We start from the raw sequence: 15,563 nt of genomic DNA, 5'->3' as shown, positions 1-15,563 counted from the left end.
GGTGAGCGCTCGGGGCGAGAAGGAGCGGAGACACCGAAGGGGTGCCGCTCTCGGGCTGAGAGCGGCACCCCTTGTCGTGCTCGCGGGTCCGACGTCGTGCCGGACGCCTCAGACGTCGTCGGTGGCCAGGGCGGCCTCGACCTTCACGTCCGCGGTGCGCGCGTCCGTGGCGCGGGAGTCCCCGGTGCGGGCGTCCTGCGTGCCGGGCTGAGCCGGGCCGGGGCCGTGCGCCGGAGGCGCGCTGCGGCTCAGGAGGAACGACAGGCCGACGGCGACCAGCATGACCGCCGTGCCCCAGACGAACGCGTCGCCGACGCCCTCGGCCAGCGCCACCCGAGGCGACGCGCCCGCCTCGCCGTAGGCGATCGACCGCGACGTCATGACCGCGACGAACATCGCGGTCCCGGCGGCGCCCGCGAGCTGCTGCACCGTGCCGATCGACGCGGAGCCGTGCGAGTACTGGTGCGGCTCGAGCGACGAGAGCGCCGACGTGAACAGCGGCGTGAACATGAACGCGAGGCCCAGGCTCAGCGTGACGTGCAGCGCCAGGACGAACCACGGCGACGAGTCCGCGTGGATCGTCGTGAAGGCCGCGAGGGCCACCGCGACGACGCTCACGCCCGGGATGACGAGCGGACGCGGGCCCACCCGGTCGTAGAGCCGGCCGACGGTCGGGCCGAGCAGACCCATGAGGAGCCCGCCCGGGAGCACGATGAGCCCGGTCGCGAGCGGCTCGAGGCCCATCGCGTCCTGGAGGAACAGCGGCAGGAGGATGAGCGAGCCGAACATCGCGACCATGCCGACGGCCATGATGCCGAGCGGCACGCTGAACCCGCGGTGCGTGAACACGCGCAGGTCGAGCAGGGCGCGGTCCTCGCGCTGCAGGACGATCTGCCGCCACGCGAACGCGGCGAGCGCGAGGACGCCGAGAGCGAGCGGCACGGCGGGCGGGACGACGGGCGTGTGGCGCGCGGCCTCCCCGATGCTCGAGAGCCCGTAGACGAGCCCGCCGAACGCGAACGCCGCGAGGACCAGGGAGAACGGGTCGAGGCGCGAGTGCGTACGGTCTGCGACGTCCCGGATGTACAGGAAGCCGAGGAGGAGCGCGACGAGGCCGATCGGCAGCACGATGCCGAAGACCCACCGCCAGCTCAGGGAGTTGAGGATGAGGCCCGAGAGTGACGGACCGAGCGCGGGCGCGGCGGCCATGACGATCGAGATGTTGCCCATGACCTTGCCGCGGATGGCCGGCGGCACGAGCGTCATGATCGTCGTCATGAGGAGCGGCATCATGATGGCCGTGCCCGACGCCTGGACGACGCGCCCGACGAGCAGCCACGCGAAGCCGGGGGAGAGCGCGGCGAGCAGCGTGCCCGCGCTGAACAGCGACATCGCGAGCAGGTAGGCGCCGCGCGTCCCGAGCCGCTGGAGCAGGAACCCGGTCGCCGGGATGACGACGGCCATGGTCAGCATGAACGCCGTCGTGAGCCACTGGCCGGTGCTCGCGGTGATCCCGAGGTCCGCCATGAGCGGCGCGAGCGCCACGCTCATCGTCGTCTCGTTGAGGATCACGACGAACGCCGAGCCGAGCAGCAGCGCGATGACGAGGAAGTCCGCCCGGGGGAGGCGGTCGACGGCGGCCGAGGTGTCGTGGGTGGGGGAGGCTGTCACGGTGTGTCTCCGCTCGCGTCGGTGGCGGCCCGGGCGCAGGGTCGGACCCGGTCGGGGGGCAGGGTGCGCTGCAGGGCAGCGCGACGGTCGCGTGCGGGGACACGCGACGACGGTGTCGGTTCGGTCGGCGGGGCCACGAGCAGGGTGACGTGACCCGGGACGGCCCGCGCGGCGCTCGCCGCGAGATCCGTACCCTGTACGACCATTCACCATCCTGCGTTATTCCCGCCGACGGTGACGACCTCTTTTCCGCCCCGGACTCATCGGCACGCCGAGGGCAGAAGGCGGTCCGCGCGCGTCGCGCAGGCGGTCGAGGGGAGGGCGCGTCAGGCGGGGGACGTGCGGGGGGAGGCCCCGGCGTCGGGCACGACGGCGTCGCCCGGCTTGGACGGCGTGCGCGCGCCCCGCGTCCACAGGACCAGGGCGGCGACGCAGTACGCCACCGCCAGCACGGCGAACACGCCGCGCGACCAGCCCGTGTCCGGGAGCGTGAAGGCCGCCAGGGCCGCCGCGCCCACGAACGCCGCGTTGTACAGCACGTCGTAGAAGGCGAACGCGCGGCCGCGGAACTCGTCGTCCGTGTCGCGCTGGACGATCGTGTCCACCGCGATCTTCGTGCCCTGGGCGGCCAGGCCCAGCAGCGTCGCACCCGTGAACACCACCGCGCGCGACGGCGTCGTCACCAGCAGGAGCTGGCTCGCCGCCGCGAGCAGCAGCATGATCGCGATCCACACCTGCGGGCCGGTGCGGCGCGACAGGAACGGGGTGATGACCGCCGCCGCGGCACCCCCCACGCCGGTGAGCCCCACGACGAGCCCGAACGTCACGAAGCCCGCGTCCTGGTCGCCGGGGCTCAGGAGGTTGCGCGCGATGAGGATCGACGCGATGAACACCACGCCGTAGAGGAAGCGGTGCGTCGCCATCGCGAGCAGCGCCTGCCCCGGCGTGCGGCGCGCGACGAGGTACCGGGCGCCGTCGGCCAGACCGCGCGCGACCCGCGCGATCTCCGAGCGGATCGCGGACTCCGCCGGGCGCTCCGGGCCGAGCTGCGTGCGCCCGAGGCGCAGCGCCAGGAGCGACGCGACGCCGAAGACCAGCGCGGCGCACACGAGCGCCGACGAGTCCTTGACCCGGCCCGGCTCGAACGCCAGCCCGAGCACCACGCCGATCCCGCCCCCGACGAACGCCGCACCCGCGCCGAGCGTCGGCGTGAGGGAGTTCGCCGTGAGGAGCAGCGGGCCGTCGACGACCCGCGGCAGGCCCGCCGAGAGCCCGGCGAGGAGGAAGCGGTTCACGGACAGCGCGGCCAGGCCCAGCGCGTAGATCCAGCCGCTCACCCCGCCAGTCAGCATGAGCACCGCCATGCCGAGCGTGATGACGACGCGCACCGCGTTGCCCCACGCGAGGACCTGACGCCGCTGCCAGCGGTCGAGGAACACCCCGGCGAACGGGCCGACGATCGTGAACGGCGCGAGCATCACCGCGAACGCGCCCGCGATGGCCGCCGCCGTGCCCTGCGACTCGGGGGAGAAGAACAGGAGCGACGCCAGGCCGACCTGGAACATGCCGTCCCCGGCCTGCGACACGAGCCGGACGGCGAACAGCTTGCGGAAGCCGTCCAGACGCAGCAGCGCCCGCAGCTCGGAGATCACACCCACGCGGTCACCCTACGTTCGTCGTCGTGCGGTCGGACATGCGGTTGTCCCCCGTGGGGCGTCGTGCGGCGGATCGGGGGCCGACGGCGCGGGTCGCCCCGGGGGGCGGGCGGGGAGGCGCGCCGCGTCTACCCACCGCCGCTCGTCCCTCGCGGCTCCCGCCAGGCCCGCCACGACGCGGCGCGCTCCCCGCCCTCCCGGTGCCGTCTCACCTCGAGCGTGCCCGCGGCCGACGGCGAACCCTCGCCGGGCGAGGTAGAGCCCCGGTCATCCGGCAGGACGACCAGGGCTCTACCTCCGGCGCTCAGCGCTCAGTGCTTCAGGTCAGCGCTCGACTCTTCGGTCGCGCTGATCCTGCGCTCCGCTACGGCCGGGAGCCCGGCGAAAAGCGTGCCGGGATCTCGACCTTCGCTGCACTCCGGATCAGCGCTCGACCTCACCGGCGATGAAGGCCTCCAGCTGCGCCCGGCCCTTCGTGTCCTCCATCTGGACCGGCGGGGACTTCATGAAGTACGTCGAGGCCGAGAGGATCGGGCCGCCGACGCCGCGGTCCTTGGCGATCTTCGCGGCGCGGACGGCGTCGATGATGATGCCGGCGGAGTTGGGGGAGTCCCACACCTCGAGCTTGTACTCCAGGTTCAGCGGGACCTCGCCGAACGCGCGGCCCTCGAGGCGCACGTACGCCCACTTGCGGTCGTCGAGCCACGCGACGTAGTCCGACGGGCCGATGTGGACGTTGCGGTCCTCCTTCTTGCCGCCGAGCGGGCCCTCGAGGTTCGAGGTCACGGCCTGCGTCTTGGAGATCTTCTTGGACTCCAGGCGCTCGCGCTCGAGCATGTTCTTGAAGTCCATGTTGCCGCCGACGTTGAGCTGGTACGTGCGGTCCAGCACGACGCCGCGGTCCTCGAAGAGCTTCGCGAGCACGCGGTGCGTGATCGTCGCGCCGACCTGCGACTTGATGTCGTCGCCGACGATCGGGACGCCGGCCTCCTCGAACTTCGCGGCCCACTCCGGGTCGGACGCGATGAAGACGGGGAGCGCGTTGACGAACGCCACGCCGGCGTCGATCGCGGCCTGCGCGTAGAACTTCGCGGCCTGCTCCGAGCCCACGGGGAGGTAGCAGACGAGCACGTCGACCTGCGCCTCGCGCAGCGCGGCGACGACGTCGACCGGCTCCGCGTCCGACTCCTCGATCGTCTGCGCGTAGTACTTGCCGACGCCGTCGAGGGTCGGGCCGCGCTGGACGGTCACGCCGAGCGGCGGGACGTCGGCGATCTTGATCGTGTTGTTCTCGGAGGCGTTGATGGCCTCGGAGAGGTCGAAGCCGACCTTCTTCGCGTCGACGTCGAACGCCGCCACGAACTCCAGGCTCGACACGTGGTAGTCGCCGAACTGGACGTGCATGAGGCCCGGGACGGTGCTGCTCGGGTCGGCGTCACGGTAGAAGTGCACGCCCTGGACGAGGGACGATGCGCAGTTGCCTACGCCGACGATGGCGACGCGGATGGAGGTCATCCTCGCTCCTTGGTGTTCGTTGTTCCAGGGTCCTCGGGACGCCTCGCGCCGTCGGGCTCCTGCTCGGATGGTTCCGCAGGATGCGGGGTGCTGCTGGACCGCGCGCGGGCGGCGCCCCGGGCGTGCCCGGAGCTCCTGTCGCGCTCGGTGGTGATGAGACCGTCGAGCCAGCGCACCTCGCGCTCGACCTGCTCGAGTCCGTGGCGTTGCAGCTCGAGCGTGTACTCGTCGAGCCGCTCGCGCGTGCGAGCCGCGGACTCCCTGACCGCCTCCAGCCTCTCGGTGAGCCGGGTGCGCCGGCCCTCGAGGATGCGGATGCGGGTCTCGGCGTCGGTCTGCGCGAAGAACGCGAACCGGACGTCGAAGCTCTCGTCCTCCCACGCCGCCGGCCCGGAGGAGGCCAGGACGGTCTGGAGGTGCTCCTTGCCCTCGGCCGTCAGCTCGTAGACGATCCGCGCGCGCTTGCCCGAGAGGGCGGGCGCGAGGGTCGACTGCGCGGCCGACTGCTCCGTGCCGGTGATGAGCCCGCGGGCCACCAACGACTTGAGGGCGGGGTACAGCGAGCCGTAGGACAGCACGCGGAAGGAGCCGAGCATGATGTTGAGCCGCTTGCGCAGCTCGTACCCGTGCAGCGGCGCCTCCTTGAGGAGCCCCAGGATCGCGGTCTCGAGCACAGGCGTCTTGCTCCGCACGATCCCACCTCCTGACGCTCCTCGGCGTGCCCCGGAGGGACCCGCTGGGATCGTTGTCGACCCCGATGTATCGAGTCGATACATCGACAGGTTAGGTCGTCCCGATGTGTCGTGCAATCCTGACCGGACTGTGACACGCGTCGCCGGGCATGTGAAGAACCCGCGGAGGCGGCGGGACGCCCGGGCGAATCAATGGCGGACGATCCCGCTCACGGTGCGCTGAACCCTTGTCGGGACAGGGTGACGCCCTATTGTTCAGGGTGGTCCGGCGTGCGCCGACCTCGTGCCCGACGGCGGCCCGCCCCCGAGGCGGGGCCCGTCCCGTCGGTCAGGTGGTCTCCGCACGGCGGCCCACGGGCGGGCCCGCGGTCGACGCGAGCCGGCTCCTCGATGCCCCCCAGAGGAAGGTAGACCGTGGCGCGATCCACGAGGACGAACGGACGGACGACCCCGCGCGGGCGCCGTCGGTTCTTCAACTACCCACGCTCGCACGTCAAGGGCGTCCGCCGCTGGCTGCCGTCGTGGCGCGTGGTCGTCGGGACCATGCTGACGGGCATCGCGCTCGTCGCGGGCGTCGCCGTCGCCGCGTGGTACACGACCGACGTGCCGACGAAGCTGCCCAGCGTCGGCGCCCAGACGTCGACCGTCTACTGGGGCGACGGCACGACCGAGATGGGCAAGTACGCGGTCGAGGACCGCGAGATCGTCGACTACGCGACGCTGCCGGAGTACGTCGGCAACGCGGTCGTCGCGTCCGAGGACCGGACGTTCTGGACGAACTCCGGCGTCGACGTCAAGGGCATCGCGCGGGCCTTCTACAACAACATCAAGGGCGGCGGCCGTCAGGGCGCGTCCACGCTGACGCAGCAGTACGTCGAGCGGTACTACACGAACACGGTGACCGACTACGCGGGCAAGGCGCGCGAGGCGATCCTCGCCGTCAAGATCACCCAGAAGCAGGACAAGCCCGAGATCCTCGGCAACTACCTCAACACCATCTACTTCGGTCGTGGCGCCTACGGCATCCAGGCGGCCGCCAAGAAGTACTACGGCGTGAACGCCGCCGACCTCACGGTGTCGCAGGCCGCGATGATCGCCGGCATCATCCCCAGCCCGACCAACTGGGACCCGGCCGTCAACCACGCCCAGGCCGAGGAGCGGTGGCAGCGGACGCTGCGGAACATGGAGGAGGACGGCCACATCACCGCCGCCGAGCGCCAGGCGGCGGTGGACGCGGGCTTCCCCGAGGCGGTCGAGTACGTCAAGTCCCAGAAGTACGACGGCCCGACGGGCTACCTCCTCGCCATGGTCGAGCAGGAGCTGGCCGGCGAGGGGATCGGCATCAGCGAGGACGCCCTCACGAGCAAGGGTTACAAGGTCACGACGACGATCGACCCGGCCATGCAGCAGGCCGCCGTCGCGACGGCGGACTCGCTCCCCCAGGAGGGTCGCGACGAGAACCCGGTCTCCCCGAACCTCCGGACCGCGATCGTCTCCGTCGACCCGAACGACGGGTCGATCCGCGCCCTCTACGGCGGCAAGAACTTCCTCGAGAACCAGTACAACAACGCGACCCGCGGGGCCGCGCAGGGCGGCTCGACGTTCAAGCCGTTCACGCTCATCGCGGGCCTGGAGAACGGGCACACGCTCGACGAGCGCTTCGACGGCAACTCGCCCAAGACCTTCCCCGGCGCCGACAACGGCGAGGACTGGAAGGTCCGCAACTTCAGCGACCACGACTGGGGGAACGTCGACCTCACCGAGGCGACCGCGCAGTCGGTGAACACCGCGTACGCGGAGCTCAACCTCGAGGTCGGGCCGGAGAAGACCGCGGACGTCGCGGCTCGCCTGGGCATCAAGGCGGACGTCGGGGTGAACCTGGCGAACGTGCTCGGTGACGCGACGGTGACGCCGCTCGAGCTGACCAACGCGTACGCGACCATCGCGGCCCAGGGTCTGAAGGCGACGCCGCACATCGTGGCGTCCGTGACCGACTCGCGCGGCAACCTCGTCTACCAGGCACAGGGCGCCGACGACCGGACGCAGGAGTTCGACCCCGAGGTGATGGCCGGGGCGACGTACGCGCTCTCCCAGGTCGTCGAGACGGGGTCGGGCAAGCCCGCGCAGGCGATCGGTCGTCCCGCGGCAGGCAAGACCGGTACGTCGACGGACAACAAGTCCGCGTGGTTCGCCGGCTTCACCCCCGGTCTCGCGACGGTCGTGGGTCTCTACCAGTCCGGCCCCAACGGCGAGCAGGAGCAGATCACGCCGTTCGGCAAGTGGGTCAACAGCGAGATCACCGGTGGCTCGTGGCCGGTCGAGGCCTGGACGTCGTACATGCAGACCGCCGCGGCGAACCTGCCGGCGGGCGAGTTCCCGGACTACACCCCGCCCAAGCCGAAGCCGACGGAGACGCCCACCGAGACCCCGACGGAGACCCCGTCAGAGGAGCCGACGCCGGAGGAGACGGAGGAGCCGCAGCAGCCGGAGAACGTGGCCGTGCCGTCCGTCGTCGGCATGGAGGCGCGCGCCGCGCGCGGCCAGATCGAGGCCGCCGGCCTCAAGGTGCGGATCACCGAGGAGTTCTCCGACCAGCAGCCGCGGGGCTACGTCATCAGCCAGTCCTCGATGGACCAGGTGCCGCCCGGGTCGACCATCGCGCTCGTGGTCTCCAAGGGGACCGATCCGGGCCAGCAGCCGCCGCCCGAGACGCCGGATCCGGAGGATCCGGACCCGTCGCCCACCGAGACCGGGAACCCGGGTGCTGGAGGCAACCCCGGCGGGGGCAACGGCAACGTCGGCGGCATCATCCCGGGCCGGGGCTGACCGCTCGTCGCCGCAGATTTCCGGGCGCCCGCGCCGAGCGGGTACCCTGAGGAGCTGCCGTCCGCCCGTCGGACGGCAGCAGCATGAAGCATGAACCCTCCTGTCACGGAGAGACCGTGACCGCGAAGACCAGAGGAGGTGGGTTATCCGCATGCGTCAGTACGAACTGATGATCATCCTCGACCCCGAGATCGAGGAGCGCACCGTCGCCCCGTCGCTCGACAAGTACCTGTCGGTCATCAAGACCGACGGCGGCTCCGTCGACAAGGTGGACATCTGGGGTCGTCGCCGCCTGGCGTACGACATCAACAAGAAGTCCGAGGGCATCTACGCGGTCGTCGACTTCACGTCGACCTCCGACACCGCCAAGGAGCTGGACCGTCAGCTCGGCCTCAACGAGGTCGTCCTGCGGACCAAGATCCTGCGCACGGACGCTCGCTGATCCTTCCCGCTTCCCCCGTCCGACCGTCCTGCACCGGACGCTGCACGCCGTAGCGCGTGTGGGCGCCGCGTGGTGGGATGAGCGACGCGAGAACGTTACGAGCGAGGCGCACGGCGCCGTCGACGACACAGACGACACACGAAGGAGCTGGCCATGGCAGGTGACACCGTCATCACGGTGATCGGGAACCTCACGGGAGACCCGGAGCTGCGTTTCACCCCCTCGGGTGCGGCGGTGGCCAACTTCACGGTGGCGTCCACGCCGCGGACCTTCGACCGCCAGTCGAACGAGTGGAAGGACGGGGACACCCTGTTCATGCGCTGCTCGATCTGGCGCGAGGCCGCGGAGAACGTCGCGGAGTCGCTGACGAAGGGCATGCGCGTCATCGTGCAGGGCCGCCTCGTCCAGCGCTCGTACGAGACCCGCGAGGGGGAGAAGCGCACTGTCGTCGAGCTGCAGGTGGACGAGATCGGTCCTTCCCTGCGCTACGCCTCTGCCAAGGTCACCCGCGCTCAGCGCTCGGGTGGCGGCGGCTTCGGCGGCGGTGGCGGCTACGGAGGTGGCGCCAACTCCGGCGGCGGATTCAGCTCCGGCGGCGGTCAGCAGCAGAGCGACGACCCGTGGGCCACGGCTGGTCCCGCGTCGTCCGGTGGCTCGTTCTCCGACGAGCCCCCGTTCTGATCGTCCGCCACTCCCAGAACACACACCCGTCCCCGCGGGTGCCGCGCCGCTCGTCGGCGCGGTCCGCACGCGGGGATCGCACCTTGTAGAGGAGCAACACCATGGCGAAGCCTGTGGTGCGCAAGCCCAAGAAGAAGTCCAACCCGCTGAAGTCGGCCAAGATCGAGTCGGTCGACTACAAGGACACCGCGCTGCTGCGCAAGTTCATCTCCGACCGCGGCAAGATCCGCGCGCGTCGCGTGACCGGCGTCTCCGTCCAGGAGCAGCGCCAGATCGCCCGTGCGGTGAAGAACGCGCGCGAGATGGCGCTGCTGCCGTACACGTCGACGGCTCGCTGAGCGGGAAGGGAGAGAACTCATGGCCAAGCTGATCCTGACCCACGAGGTCACCGGTCTCGGTGAGCCCGGCGACGTCGTCGAGGTGAAGGACGGGTACGCCCGTAACTTCCTCGTCCCGCGCAAGCTCGCCACGCCGTGGTCCAAGGGCGCCGAGTCGCAGGTGACTGCGATCCGCAAGGCGCGCAAGGCCCGCGAGATCGCGTCGCTCGACGACGCGAAGGCGATCCGCGACTCGCTGCAGGCGAAGCCGGTCGTCGTCGAGGCGAAGGCCGGCGCTGCCGGTCGCCTCTTCGGCGCCGTCACGACGGCGGACATCGCGTCCGCCGTGTCGGCCGCCGGTGCGTCGGTCGACAAGCGCAAGATCGAGATCGGTCAGCCGATCAAGGCGACGGGGGACTACACGGTCTCCGTCCGCCTCCACCCGGAGGTCTCCGCGACTCTCGCGGTGAAGGTCGTCGCTGCCTGATCTGCTGCTGAGCAGTCCACGAAGGCCCGGCCCCTCCTCGGAGGGGCCGGGCCTTCGTCGCGTCCGGCCCCGTCGTGCTCGGCTGCGCGCGCCGAGCCCTCAGGCGGTGCCGGTGACCATCCAGGCGCTCCCGCGCGCACGGAGCCCGGTGGTGACGGCGCGTGCCGCCATGAAGACCCCCGCGAAGGCGAGCCAGAGCCACGCGAGGCCCGCCGCGCCGTCGGGCGCCCAGTGCCGGACGGCGAGCGCGAACGGCGCGTAGACCACGAGCGTGAGCATGCCCGCCCAGGCGAGGAAGCGGCCGTCCCCGGCGCCGATGAGGACGCCGTCGAGCACGAACACCCACCCCGCCATCGGCAGGAGGACGCCGCACACCGCCATGCCGACGGCGACGGCGGTGCGCACCTCGGGGTCGGACGTGAAGAGGAGCGCGAACCACCAGCCGCCCGCGGCCATGACGACGCCCAGCCCTGCCCCGGCGGCCACGCCCCACTGGAGGGTGCGGCGCAGGACGGCGCGGACGCGCGGGACGTCGTCGGCCCCCAGCCCGTGCCCGACGAGCGCCTGCGCCGCGATGGCGAGCGCGTCGAGCGCGAACGCCGCGAGCCCCCAGACGGAGTTCACGACCTGGTAGCCGGCGAGCGTGACCTCCCCGAGCCCGGTCGCGACGAACACGGTGAGGAGGATCGCGAGGCGGAGGGAGAGCGTGCGGACGAAGAGCGGAGCGCCGGCGCGCGCGTTGGCCCTGATCCCGCCCGCGGCGGGCCGCAGCGACGCGCCGTGCTGCCTGGCGCCGCGCACCACGACCACGACGAGCACCGCACCCATGGTGAGCTGGGCGACGGCTGTCCCGATGCCGGACCCGGCGATCCCGAGCCCTGCCCCGTAGACGAGGACGACGTTGAGGACCGCGTTGAACGTCGCGCCGCCCGCGGCGACCCACAGGGGCGTCCGGGTGTCCTGCATGCCGCGCAGCACGCCGGTGGACGCGAGGACGAGGAGCATCCCGGGGAGGCCGAGCGCGGACCAGCGGAGGTACACCACGGCGTGCTCGGCGACCTCACCCGTGCCGCCCATCGCGCCGACGGCCCACGGTGCCGTCGTCCACAGGACGGCCGCGAGGAGCGCGCCCAGCCCGACGGCGAGCCAGAGGCCGTCGATCCCGGACTGGAGCGCCTCCCGCGTGTGGCCCGCGCCGATGCGGCGCGCGACGGCGGCCGTGGTCGCGTAGGCGAGGAAGACGCACAGGCCGACGAGGGTCACGAGGAGGGTCGACGCGAGGGAGAGGCCAGCGAGCTGCGCGGTGCCGAGGTGGCCGACGACGGCGCTGTCGACGAGCACGAACAGGGGCTCGGCCACGAGCGCGCCGAGCGCCGGGACGGCGAGGGCGAGGATCTCGCGGTCGAGCCGGGACCGGGCACGGCGACCTGTGGACGACGCACCGGGGCCGGATGGCGGCCCGATGTCGTCGGGGTGGCCGGACGGTGTCCGGCGTGTCGTCGGCGTGTCGCCCGACTTTCTTTCTTCCACACCCCTGAGGGTAGTGATGAGGCTGGTCAGAGGCCGCTCACGGCGATGTACACAGGAAGATCGTGAGGTTGTCCACACCGTTTTCCACCGGGTGTGCACAGTGTGGGGGACTGTGTCCACAGGAACGGGGGTCCCTGTCCACCGGGCGTGCACAGGGCCGTTTGCAGGGCGTCCGGTGGCGATCTAGTGTCGCGGGGTCGTGCCTGTCGGAGGCGGGGGGCGCGGCCACCGGGACAGTCGTGTGGGTGGCCCGCGGTAGAACACGTGTACGACGAAGAGTGGTCCCGGTCGTGCGGTCCCGCAAGGGCCGTTCCAGTCCCGGGGGAGCGAGGGGCGCATGTCGATCGAGGAGCTCGAGGAGAGCTACGGGGGACCGGGGCCGTCGGGGTTCGACCGGACGCCGCCCCAGGACGTCGCCGCCGAGATGAGCGTGCTCGGCGGCATGCTGCTGTCGAAGGACGCCATCGCGGACGTCATCGAGCAGATCCGCGGCTCCGACTTCTACCGCCCGGCGCACGAGATCGTCTACGAGTCGATCATCGACCTCTACGGTCGCGGCGAGCCCGCCGACGCGATCACCGTCGTCGCGGAGCTGACGAAGCGCGGCGAGCTCCAGCGCATCGGTGGCGCGCCCTACATCCACGACCTCATGGCCGGCGTGCCGACCGCCGCCAACGCCGGGTACTACGCGCGCATCGTCCGCGAGCGTGCGGTCCTGCGCCGTCTCGTCGAGGCGGGCACGCGCATCGTGCAGCTCGGCTACGCGACCGACGGCGGCGACGTCGACGAGATCGTCAACAACGCCCAGGCCGAGGTCTACGCCGTGACGGAGCGGCGCACGACGGAGGACTACCTCCCCCTCGCCGAGATCCTCGGGCCCACGTTCGACGAGATCGAGGCCGCCCAGGGGCGCGGCGAGGGCATGACCGGCGTCCCTACCGGCTACTCCGACTTCGACCGGCTCACCAACGGCCTGCACCCCGGCCAGATGATCGTCGTCGCGGCGCGCCCGGCCATTGGAAAATCCGTCCTAGGAATCAATGTTGCGACGCACGCCGCGGTGCACCACCAAATGGCGGCCGTCATCTTCTCCCTGGAGATGAGCCGCAACGAGATCACGATGCGTCTGCTCGCCGCCGAGGCGAAGGTGCCGCTCACGCGGATGCGTTCCGGGAAGATGGACGAGCAGGACTGGCAGAAGCTCGCCTCGACGATGGGCAAGGTCGCCGAGGCCCCGCTGTTCATCGACGACTCCCCGAACATGTCGCTCATGGAGATCCGGGCCAAGTGTCGACGGCTCAAGCAGCGGCACGACCTCAAGCTCGTCGTCATCGACTATCTCCAGCTCATGAGCTCCGGCAAGCGCGTCGAGTCGCGCCAGCAGGAGGTCTCGGAGTTCTCGCGTGCTCTGAAGCTGCTGGCGAAGGAGCTCGAGGTTCCTGTCATCGCGATCTCGCAGCTGAACCGTGGTCCGGAACAGCGTGGCGACAAGAAGCCGCAGATGAGCGATCTTCGTGAAAGTGGCTCTATCGAGCAGGATGCTGACGTCGTGATCCTTTTGCACCGCGAAGACGCCTATGAAAAAGAATCGCCCCGAGCGGGCGAGGCGGACCTGATCGTCGCAAAGCACAGAAACGGTCCGACCGACACGATCACCGTCGCGTTCCAAGGTCATTACCAACGCTTCGCGGACATGCAGATGTAGCCACTTGGGCGTTTCGCGTCTGTCGAGATTCCGGCTCAGTGGCCATCACATGCCTGGTGAACCCGTAAGCCGCTCCGACGGCTCTCCGTGATCGAAACGCCCTGGAACGTGTGGCAACACCGCTCCGCCTCGTTTCGGTAGACACAGCCGGGGGCTACCGACAACGAGTGCGCCTCTCGACGCAACCTGCGGGCTCAAGCCGGTGGTCCGAGAGAGAGATCAGCGACCCGGCGGCCGTGGCGTGCTGTCGCTGGGCTGCCTTTCCACCATGCCACTCAGGGCTCGACGCGCCATCGACGAGTCGCCTGAGCCCTCTGGGAGAGCATCACCGACACGACGGCAAGGATCACCACCCCCGTGTTGGCGGCGAGGGTGCCCGCCCAGGTCGTCGGCGGGATGCCGAGGGTGAAGCTGGCGGCGTTGAACACCGTGTGGGTGAGGATGCACAGGAGCACCCCGTTCGTGCCCGCCACCCGGAAGATCGCGCCGTAGAGGAAGCGGAACGCCATGATCTGGACCACGAACATCCAGAAGTCGATCTGACCGGACTCGTGGTTGGTGCCGGGGATGAAGAAGAGCGGCACGTGCCAGAGGAGCCAGATGATCCCGACCACCAGCGAGGACGGGACGAACCCCCACCGCCGATCGAGCCCGGGTTGCAGCGCGGTCATCCAGCCGGCCTCCTCCATGCCGCCGATGACGAGGTTGCCCGGCAGGGACAGGAAGAACATGAACCACGGGAGCGCGTGCGCGGAGGGGCCGGAGACCAGCAGGTGGAGCGCGAAGTACAGCGCGAGCGCGGAGAGGGCGAGCAGATACCCGGCGGGGCGGCCACGGACGACGAAGACGAGCCGCAGCCACTCCCGGAGGCCTGAGACCCTCCGGTTCGCTCGCAGGACGACGTAGGAGGCGATCGCGGGCGAGAGGATGTAGAGCGCGAACGGCACGTTCGCCAGGAGCTCGGGAACCGTGGTGACGACGTTGTGCACCTCGTAGCCGAAGCGGGCCGCCAGGATCAGACCACCGGAGAGCCCGTAGGCGATGAGGAACGTGAGCGTCACGAACCGGCGAGCGATCCGTGCGTCCGTCACCCCGCAACGATAGGGCCGGAACTGCGGGGGACCGCCGCTCGTCCAGGAGCGCGGACGACGTCGGCGCGAGGGACCTGGACGGCAGCCGCGCGTCGTCGGCCGTGGGCGCGGCCGTCCGGTCGCTGCTGCGGACGCGGTGCGGTCGGGACGGCGGGTCGTCGTCCGCCGTCAGCCCGCGACCGCCATGCGCGCGAGCGCCTGGGCGGCGCGCTCCGTGACGACGGCGAGCGACGCGCCGACGTGGTGGTGCAGGGCGGTGCGGGCCTCGGGGAGCCGGTCGGCGAGCACGAGCTCGAGGATCCGGACGTGCTCGTCGACGGTGCTGCGGACGCGCTCGTCCTCGACGAAGTCGTACCGCCGCACGGCGCGCACCTTCTCGTTGACCTCGACGAGCGCCTCCGTGATCCGCTCGTTCCCGGCCGCGCGGGACAGCGCCGTGTGGAATTGCTCGTCGAGCAGCACGAAGCCGGGGTCCGGTCGGGGAGGTGCGGCGCGGAGCTCGACCCACCGCGCGAGCTCGGCGCGCAGCACGTCCGTGTCGTGGCGCAGCCCCGGGTTCTCGATGACGCGGTCGATCCCTCGGAGCTCGAGGGTCGCGCGCAGCTCGTCGAGGTCGCGCAGCTCGACCAGGCTCGGCACGACGACGGCGTACCCGAAGTCGGTGCGCTCGACGAGGCCGTCGGACAGCAGGCGGGACAGCGCCTCGCGCACGGGGGTGCGTGAGACGCCGAACCGTCGGCCGAGCTTGGGCTCGGTGAGCCGTTCGCGGGGGTCGACGCGCCCGTCGAGGATCTCGGCCCGCAGGCGTGCGTACACGGCGTCGCGCAGCGAGGTGGTGGCCCGTTCCGACGCGGTGACGACGTCCGTGCGGGCGCCCGGGTCGTCGGCCCGGGCCCCGGCCCGTGCTCTCACCGTCCGCACGCGCCGTGCCGTCGGTCGCCGGTGGCCACC

General features: G+C 71.2%; 13 protein-coding genes. 6 read left to right on the top strand and 7 right to left on the bottom strand.

Going from position 1 to position 15,563, the window contains the following annotated elements:
* Positions 1–108: 108 nt before the first annotated feature.
* From BJP59_RS17240 to BJP59_RS17225, 4 genes are all read right to left on the bottom strand, one after another.
* Positions 109–1,671, bottom strand: a complete 1,563-nt coding sequence (locus BJP59_RS17240; RefSeq protein WP_228485148.1) for an MDR family MFS transporter — start codon at positions 1,669–1,671, stop codon at positions 109–111.
* Positions 1,672–1,997: 326 nt separating this feature from the next.
* Entirely contained in the window at positions 1,998–3,329 is a 1,332-nt protein-coding gene (locus BJP59_RS17235) for an MFS transporter (RefSeq protein WP_194521565.1), read from the bottom strand.
* A gap of 420 nt (positions 3,330–3,749) precedes the next feature.
* Positions 3,750–4,841 carry an inositol-3-phosphate synthase gene (locus BJP59_RS17230; protein WP_021482832.1) on the bottom strand — a complete coding sequence of 364 codons (1,092 nt, stop codon included), beginning with the start codon at positions 4,839–4,841 and terminating at the stop codon, positions 3,750–3,752.
* On the bottom strand, positions 4,838–5,533 hold the full coding sequence (locus BJP59_RS17225) for a PadR family transcriptional regulator (protein WP_021482833.1): 696 nt from the start codon (positions 5,531–5,533) through the stop codon (positions 4,838–4,840). The genes BJP59_RS17230 and BJP59_RS17225 overlap by 4 nt, the downstream gene beginning before the upstream one ends.
* A 414-nt stretch (positions 5,534–5,947) precedes the next feature.
* Here BJP59_RS17225 and BJP59_RS17220 point away from each other — a divergent pair, with 414 nt between their 5' ends.
* From BJP59_RS17220 to rplI, 5 genes are all read left to right on the top strand, one after another.
* Positions 5,948–8,359 (top strand): penicillin-binding protein, encoded by a 2,412-nt coding sequence (locus tag BJP59_RS17220; RefSeq protein WP_194521564.1) that lies wholly within the window; start codon positions 5,948–5,950, stop codon positions 8,357–8,359.
* A gap of 151 nt (positions 8,360–8,510) precedes the next feature.
* A complete protein-coding gene (gene rpsF / locus BJP59_RS17215; RefSeq protein WP_009863694.1) occupies positions 8,511–8,801 on the top strand; it encodes a 30S ribosomal protein S6 in 291 nt (96 codons plus the stop codon).
* A 153-nt stretch (positions 8,802–8,954) separates the two neighbouring features.
* Positions 8,955–9,482: a single-stranded DNA-binding protein gene (locus BJP59_RS17210; protein ID WP_194521563.1), complete on the top strand. Its 528-nt coding sequence runs from the start codon at positions 8,955–8,957 to the stop codon at positions 9,480–9,482.
* Positions 9,483–9,583: 101 nt separating this feature from the next.
* Positions 9,584–9,820 carry a 30S ribosomal protein S18 gene (gene rpsR / locus BJP59_RS17205; protein ID WP_021481584.1) on the top strand — a complete coding sequence of 79 codons (237 nt, stop codon included), beginning with the start codon at positions 9,584–9,586 and terminating at the stop codon, positions 9,818–9,820.
* Positions 9,821–9,839: 19 nt separating this feature from the next.
* Positions 9,840–10,286, top strand: coding sequence for a 50S ribosomal protein L9 (rplI, locus tag BJP59_RS17200; protein ID WP_194521562.1), 447 nt, complete (start codon positions 9,840–9,842; stop codon positions 10,284–10,286).
* A 99-nt stretch (positions 10,287–10,385) separates the two neighbouring features.
* Here rplI and BJP59_RS17195 read toward each other — a convergent pair whose 3' ends face one another.
* The gene (locus tag BJP59_RS17195) at positions 10,386–11,750 is read right to left on the bottom strand and encodes an MATE family efflux transporter (protein ID WP_194523122.1); all 1,365 of its coding nucleotides are present in this window, start codon (positions 11,748–11,750) and stop codon (positions 10,386–10,388) included.
* A gap of 403 nt (positions 11,751–12,153) precedes the next feature.
* Between BJP59_RS17195 and dnaB the strand changes: the two genes are divergently transcribed.
* The gene (gene dnaB / locus BJP59_RS17190) at positions 12,154–13,521 is read left to right on the top strand and encodes a replicative DNA helicase (RefSeq protein WP_021479895.1); all 1,368 of its coding nucleotides are present in this window, start codon (positions 12,154–12,156) and stop codon (positions 13,519–13,521) included.
* A 275-nt stretch (positions 13,522–13,796) separates the two neighbouring features.
* Here the strand turns inward: dnaB and BJP59_RS17185 are convergent, their stop codons facing one another.
* A complete protein-coding gene (locus tag BJP59_RS17185) occupies positions 13,797–14,612 on the bottom strand; it encodes a CPBP family intramembrane glutamic endopeptidase (RefSeq protein ID WP_194521561.1) in 816 nt (271 codons plus the stop codon).
* Positions 14,613–14,780: 168 nt separating this feature from the next.
* Complete coding sequence (locus BJP59_RS17180) at positions 14,781–15,524, bottom strand: GntR family transcriptional regulator (RefSeq protein ID WP_194521560.1); 744 nt, start codon at positions 15,522–15,524, stop codon at positions 14,781–14,783.
* Positions 15,525–15,563 lie beyond the last annotated feature (39 nt).

It is taken from the genome of Cellulosimicrobium sp. JZ28 (assembly GCF_015327065.1).
GTDB lineage: Bacteria > Actinomycetota > Actinomycetes > Actinomycetales > Cellulomonadaceae > Cellulosimicrobium > Cellulosimicrobium funkei.
Note: the sequence above shows the minus strand (reverse complement) of the source record. Positions and strands in the feature narration are given on the sequence as shown.

Bases quoted from the DNA above. Each gene is read 5' to 3' on its own strand.
- BJP59_RS17230 (WP_021482832.1), bottom strand. From the start codon at position 4,841: ATGACCTCCATCCGCGTCGCCATCGTCGGCGTAGGCAACTGCGCATCG.
- rpsF (WP_009863694.1), top strand. From the start codon at position 8,511: ATGCGTCAGTACGAACTGATGATCATCCTCGACCCCGAGATCGAGGAG.
- BJP59_RS17210 (WP_194521563.1), top strand. From the start codon at position 8,955: ATGGCAGGTGACACCGTCATCACGGTGATCGGGAACCTCACGGGAGAC.
- rpsR (WP_021481584.1), top strand. From the start codon at position 9,584: ATGGCGAAGCCTGTGGTGCGCAAGCCCAAGAAGAAGTCCAACCCGCTG.
- rplI (WP_194521562.1), top strand. From the start codon at position 9,840: ATGGCCAAGCTGATCCTGACCCACGAGGTCACCGGTCTCGGTGAGCCC.
- dnaB (WP_021479895.1), top strand. From the start codon at position 12,154: ATGTCGATCGAGGAGCTCGAGGAGAGCTACGGGGGACCGGGGCCGTCG.